The organism is Acinetobacter sp. V104_13 (assembly GCF_031798995.1).
GTDB classification, from domain to species: Bacteria; Pseudomonadota; Gammaproteobacteria; order Pseudomonadales; family Moraxellaceae; genus Acinetobacter; species Acinetobacter pittii.
The window spans coordinates 133,784-139,980 of record NZ_JAVQNP010000008.1 but is presented as its reverse complement, the minus strand read 5'-3'; the positions used below and the strand labels follow the sequence as shown (position 1 = coordinate 139,980).

Sequence of the window (6,197 nt, the reverse complement as noted above, 5' to 3'; positions counted from 1 at the left end):
CTTATCCAGATGGCACCACAGCAACAGTTGTTGCAGGTACAGATGGAAGCTGGACAGTACCGAACCCAGGCTTGAATGATGGCGATATTGTAACAGCAACAGCGACAGATGCAGCAGGTAATGAATCAGTACCGGCAACGGAAGTTGTAGATGCATTGGCTCCGACTGCACCAGAGATTGACCCAATCAATGGCACGGATCCGATTACAGGTACGGCAGAACCAGGTTCGACAGTGACAGTGACTTATCCAGATGGCACCACAGCGACAGTCGTTGCAGGTACAGATGGAAGCTGGACAGTACCGAACCCAGGCTTGAATGATGGCGATGTCGTAACAGCAACAGCGACAGATCCAGCAGGTAACGAATCAGTACCGGCAACGGAAGTTGTAGATACTGTACCTCCAGTAATTGCTATTGATGAATTGGATGATGTTGATCCGATCACAGGTACGGCAGAACCAGGTTCAACAGTAACTGTAACCTTCCCAGATGGTAGTACTATTACTACTACTACAGAAGGTGATGGTACTTGGTCTGTAGCTAATCCTGGCACATTAGTAACTGGCGATGTTGTAACAGCAACAGCGACAGATGCAGCAGGTAATACTTCATTACCAGTCACATCTATAGTTCCAGTTTTCATTGATGCTATTGATGATATTGCTACGGTATTAAGTGAGGTTAATCCTGTAGTAACTCATCCTGATATTCCGGGTGGTGCGTTAGTAACCTTCCCATCATTATCATTGATTGGGCCAATTATTGACTTGAAAGATCAAACACCAATTACAGTGACTGTACCTGAAGGTGGAATTGCATCGTTTGATGTATCTTTTGGTGGAGTTCTAATAGGTGGTGGTATTGGTTCTTATGACCTTAATATTCTTCGTTATAACGAGAATACTGGTGGGTATGAACTGTACAGCAAAATAGACAACGCTGGTATTATGGTTGGATTCATTGGTGGAGTTATGGGTGGAGGAGCATCCATCAGTAATCTACCTGAAGGACAATATGCACTTGTACTGACTCCAGGTGAGGGTGTTCAAGTAACTGGTATTGGTGTCGCTAATATCTCAGTGACTAATGAAGTACTAAGTGATTATGGTGATGTCGTTGCGAAAGGTAATGTGATTACAGCAAATAATCCTGAAAATCCAACGGACGTTGCTGATGTGATTCATGCTGGTGAAACAGCAACGGTTATCAGTGTTGCTAATGAAGATGGTGTGACAACTGCTCTACCACAAGACAGTGAAGCATTTACTCGTATTCAAGGTGAATATGGTGAGTTGTTTATTGATAAGAATGGTAATTATGAATACATCCGTGATTTCACCATTCCAAATAGTCTAGGTAAAGTAGATAGTTTCACTTACACCATTCAGGATAGTGACGGGCATCAAGATACAGCGACTTTAAATGTTCGCATTGATACAAATGATCTTGATATCACATGGCCAGAAGATCCAACTCAAGATGGTGTAGTAGAGTTGACGGCAACTGATAATACAGCAGCAGCTGCGATTACATTAGTTCCATCAACCAATACAACTGTTGATACGGGTAGTATGGCTGCAAGTAGTACGAAACCGTTATTTGGCGCTGCTACTTCAGTTGCTGGTAGTGATACGAGCGATGTGATTAATGTCGCTGCAAATACTGCCGCATCGCTTAATTTCTCTGTAACTACACAAGGTGGTATCCTCGATAGCTCTGCTAATGGTGATACTTTCAGTTATCAAGTGCAAAAACTTGTGAATGGTGTTTGGACAACTCAACCTGGAGCATCAGCTTCTGTTGTACATTCATCACCAATCTTAGGTGATGCTGGCGGTACTGTGTTGATCAGTGGCTCTTATCAGGTTTCTGCATCAGACACTGCTAGTCAATGGCGTGTCGTGTTTGGTAGCACAGAATCTAATATTCCTCTGATTGCTGGAACGAATACAACTACTGTCAACACTACTGTAAATGCTACTTTCACACATTATGACCAATTCGTTGGTAATGGTGCGACGGTAACTGCTACGGGTAACTTGTTAACAGATGATTCTGGTAATGGTGTAGATGTAACGGGTGGAGCAAGTACAAAAGTATTTGTAGAAACTTCGCCTGGTACATATGTACAAGCGAATGGTCAAACAATCACGGTTGAGGATGGTACATTCGTTGTTTCGGCAAATGGAACATATACGTTCACAGCGAATAGTTCTGCTACTTCTGGTGATGTCGCTACATTGAACTATAAACTGGTTGCTGCAACAGGTGATGAAAGTACACCTGCAACATTGACCGTGAATATTGGTAGTGAGACCATCAGTACCGCTAGCCACGACATTATTACTACTGGAGCTGGTGCAGATACAGTTGTCTATAACTTACTGAACGCTGCTGATGCAACAGGTGGCAATGGTAAGGATGAATGGACTGACTTTAATTTGGCGCAAGGTGATAAAGTTGATATTAGTTCATTGTTAAATGGTGCTAATGCAAGCAATATCTCTAATTATGTGACTGTTACTTCTGACGGTGCGGGTAATACTTTGATTAGTATTGATCGAGATGGTACTGGAAATACCTATAACTCAACTGATCTCATTGTATTGAAAAATACAGATACAACACTGGATGAGTTATTGAATAATAATCAGTTGTTGTTTTAATTGATTGTTGTTGATAGAAATCTGTAAATAAAAGAGAAGGCACCAGTGCCTTCTCTTTTTTTATTGAAAAACAGTTTTTAAAAGCATTAGTCGCAGTAAATGGCTTATTTAATATTTTTGAAAGTAAAATTAACTAGATTTTTTTATTTTTTATAATTTTTTTTAAGAGTCTTTTAAATTCATTTTTCTCTATATTACGTTCGTTCTTGCTTTCTAGAGTTATCAATAATGTATCTAAAATTTGTGTGTTGAAATGAGCTGAATTTTGATCAATTTCTTTCCAATGATATAAATTCCAATTATTTAAAATAGAAATTTGTTGATCTTGTCTTCTAAGATTTTCAAGAAACTTTTTCATAAAGACGGTTCCTTTTAAATATTGATCTTGAAAAACAGGTTGCCCATCAGTGTATCTCTGTTTTATGAGAGAAGAGGGTAAAAATAGTTTTCCATCAGATGTATCTACAAGTGTAGAAAGACGGTTCCATAATTGAGATGTCCTATAAGTTCTTTGCAAGATGTATTTGTCAAAATCTTCTTCATTTTTCGGCAAATTTCTTTGTCCATATGTACCAAACTTATCTTTTCTGATAATCCCTTCTGACCAAGCTGCCAAGCTTTCTGTCAGCCAAGGTTGCTTAAACATCGTATAACCATAGGTGTAAAGATGAAATAATTCATGTGCTATTAATGAAGAGTCAGTAGTTAGATTTGGAATATTATTGCTAATAAGAATAATTAGAGCACAAGCATTTTTTTTTAATGGATTATTGGAATGTCGATGGGGTTCATCATAAGCTAGTCCGAGTCCATCAAGCTTCTGTATTTGTATATCAATATATTGGACGTTATTTTTATAGCGTGGACTATTCAAAGGATCTTGGTAGCCTAAAACGGACCAAGCTTTTCGTGTGGTATTTGCTTGAATAGCAATATTTTCTACATAGTCTGGAACATGATTTAGATTTTTATCCTGCTGAAATATTAAAGCATTATCACCAGAAGTAGTGTAAAAAATACGCAGATTATTCATGCCATAATAGACTTGATCAAGTTGTTTAACAACAGGAGGGCTACTTGAATAACAATCAGTTTTTGCATGAATATAAGTAGATACACAAAATGTAGAGAATAATAAAACCAAAGTTTTTTTATGCATAAAAAACATTACTGAATAGCCTGGAAAAGCTCTTGCCATTTTAGGGCAAATTGTTTTTGATCTGTGAGTCGACTACATGCATATGCATTTTCACTAAGTTTAAGCCGTTTGTGTTCATCTTTTAATAAAGAAACTACTTTCTGTGCAAATAATTCTTCATCTTGAAAAGTAACTAAATAGCCATTTTCATCATGATTAATCATGTCTGATGGTCCGTAATCGATGTCATAACTCACGACAGGGCAGCCATGGCATAGGGCTTCTAAAACTGCCATACCGAAACCTTCAGATCGGCTAGAAAAAAGGAATAAGCTTGCCTTATTATATAAAGCATCAGTATTCTCATTATAGCCCATCAATTTAATATGGTTATTTAACTGATGTTCATCAATTTGACTTTGTAAGAAGTTATGCTCACTTCCAAAACCATAAATGTTTAAATAAGCATTGGGGATTACTTCTACAACTTTTTTGAAAATTCTAATTAAGCTATCTAAATTTTTCGCTTTATCATATCTAGCAATAGTTAAGCAAAACATTGGGTCTCTATTTGAAAAATTGACATGGTCAATAGATTTTTCATATATATGTGGAATAACAAATAATTTCTCTTCCATTCCAAAGCGCTGTTGAATATGTTGTTTTTGGCGTTCAGTTAAGATTACTAGTGCATCTAATTCATTACTATATTTAAAATAGCTACGATAATGACGATTAATTGTAGAATTTTGAATATCATGACCATTTAGATGGGTAGCATGAATTGTCCCAATAAATCGCATGTTTTCTTGTTTTATCTCTCTAAGTGGTTCATAGAAATGAATTGCACGGTCGATAAGAATATACATCAGATCATTTTTATAAAGTTGAGAGATTTTTAAGAACCAATACTGAATGAGCTGAGATTCAGTATCAAAAACCTCATTAATAACACCTTGTTTATTAAATAAAAAAATATTTGAAACAATGTTTTTATTCTTTTCGTTGAGTTGGTAGTTTTTTATAATAACTGGATAACCTTCTGTATGATAATAAGTTTCAGTTATTATCATTTGATTTTCTGGGTTGATGACTTGAATACAACTAAGATAACCATAAGAGTCATAAATAATTCGTCCTGTTTTCACACCTTTTTTGAAAGTATTCACATAACTTAAAGTAGGAAAGTCATTTTGCCGTATTTCGTACAAATAGTTTTTATTATTTTTATCATGAAAACGTTGATTGTAGGTGAAAGGAATTATAGTTTTTAAAATGTTACTGTTAAACATTTCTACCATAGGGCTATGAATTTTTTTATTAGCTAGTTTTAGATGAGTTCCTTGAAAATCACCATATAAATTGAGATATCCAATAGAAGGAGGAGCTAAGTTTGTAGATATAAGGCTCCAATAATTTTCTGCAAGTGAGCGATCATATTCAGTAGTAATAATTGTGGGGCTAATACCTAATTGTTCATTTAGTATTTTTGCGCGCTTTAAAAGAGCAAAAACCAATCCATTTTTCTTTTGGTCAATTTTTGGAAATAGAAAAAAATATTGAGATTTCATAATAAATAACCATTTTATAAGTTATACAACATAAAAGATTTGTTTGCTTAAGATGCTTTCAGTAAATCATTTTTTGTAAAAATTGGTGGGTGGTATTCATTTAATCTTTCTATATAAATTCTTTTTTCTAAATTATTTATGAAATCAGATGGGGCTGTAAAATTTAGACCTTTTAAATCATTTTTATGAAATCTCCACCATTTTAAGTGCATTAATTCTTTAATGACTGTATCTTCGAATCTTTTACGAATTAATTTGGCAGGATTGCCACCCACAATAGTATATGGTTCTACATTCTTGGTAATAACACTATTAGAAGCAATTATTGCTCCATCACCAATTGTAATATTATTTTTTAAAACAACATCAGCTCCAATCCAAACATCATTTCCGATAGTAACATTACGCCGACTTCTATAATTATGGGTGACTAATGCTGGATCAGTATCATGATAGTCCTCACTATAAAAGTGAGGTGAAGTAGAAATCCACTCGGGGAAGTGGTGAGCACCCATAATTTTGATATTACTTGCTAGACTACAATAGCGGCCAATAGATACCCCATAGTTAAGATTAGAAGATGAGTAAGAGAAGGCACCAATTGTACAAAGGCTTAGAACAGAATTATAAAAATTATTATGTCCTTCAAGTTTCAAATCATTATTTAGTGTAATAAGCTTATGTGGATTTTTTTTAAGGAAAAACATATTTATATTAAGTCGACTAAGACTCTTTTCAATTTTAAAAAACTCAACATTTGTAGTTTCATTTGATAAAGTAAATATTTCATTATTCATAAAAAAACCTTTAATTACATTA

At 35.1% G+C, this 6,197-nt stretch carries 4 protein-coding genes; 1 reads left to right on the top strand and 3 read right to left on the bottom strand.

Annotation, left to right across the window (positions count from 1 at the left end; all coding sequences use genetic code 11):
- Nucleotides 1-2,669, top strand: a 2,669-nt coding sequence (locus RMB06_RS01175; protein WP_311077891.1) for an ABSDF2314 family large adhesin, incomplete at its 5' end; no start/stop codon positions are given.
- 133 nt (nt 2,670-2,802) lie between these two features.
- On the opposite strand, the gene RMB06_RS01170 is transcribed toward RMB06_RS01175, so the two are convergent.
- The 3 genes from RMB06_RS01170 to RMB06_RS01160 are packed head-to-tail and all read right to left on the bottom strand — an operon-like array spanning nt 2,803 to nt 6,175.
- The gene (locus RMB06_RS01170) at nt 2,803-3,837 is read right to left on the bottom strand and encodes a hypothetical protein (RefSeq protein ID WP_005071122.1); all 1,035 of its coding nucleotides are present in this window, start codon (nt 3,835-3,837) and stop codon (nt 2,803-2,805) included.
- Nucleotides 3,837-5,378, bottom strand: coding sequence for a glycosyltransferase (locus tag RMB06_RS01165; protein ID WP_262452470.1), 1,542 nt, complete (start codon nt 5,376-5,378; stop codon nt 3,837-3,839). The genes RMB06_RS01170 and RMB06_RS01165 overlap by 1 nt, the downstream gene beginning before the upstream one ends.
- A gap of 47 nt (nt 5,379-5,425) precedes the next feature.
- Nucleotides 5,426-6,175: a CatB-related O-acetyltransferase gene (locus RMB06_RS01160; protein ID WP_031947461.1), complete on the bottom strand. Its 750-nt coding sequence runs from the start codon at nt 6,173-6,175 to the stop codon at nt 5,426-5,428.
- Nucleotides 6,176-6,197: the final 22 nt, after the last annotated feature.

Bases quoted from the DNA above. Each gene is read 5' to 3' on its own strand.
- RMB06_RS01170 (WP_005071122.1), bottom strand. From the start codon at position 3,837: ATGTTTTTTATGCATAAAAAAACTTTGGTTTTATTATTCTCTACATTT.
- RMB06_RS01165 (WP_262452470.1), bottom strand. From the start codon at position 5,378: ATGAAATCTCAATATTTTTTTCTATTTCCAAAAATTGACCAAAAGAAA.
- RMB06_RS01160 (WP_031947461.1), bottom strand. From the start codon at position 6,175: ATGAATAATGAAATATTTACTTTATCAAATGAAACTACAAATGTTGAG.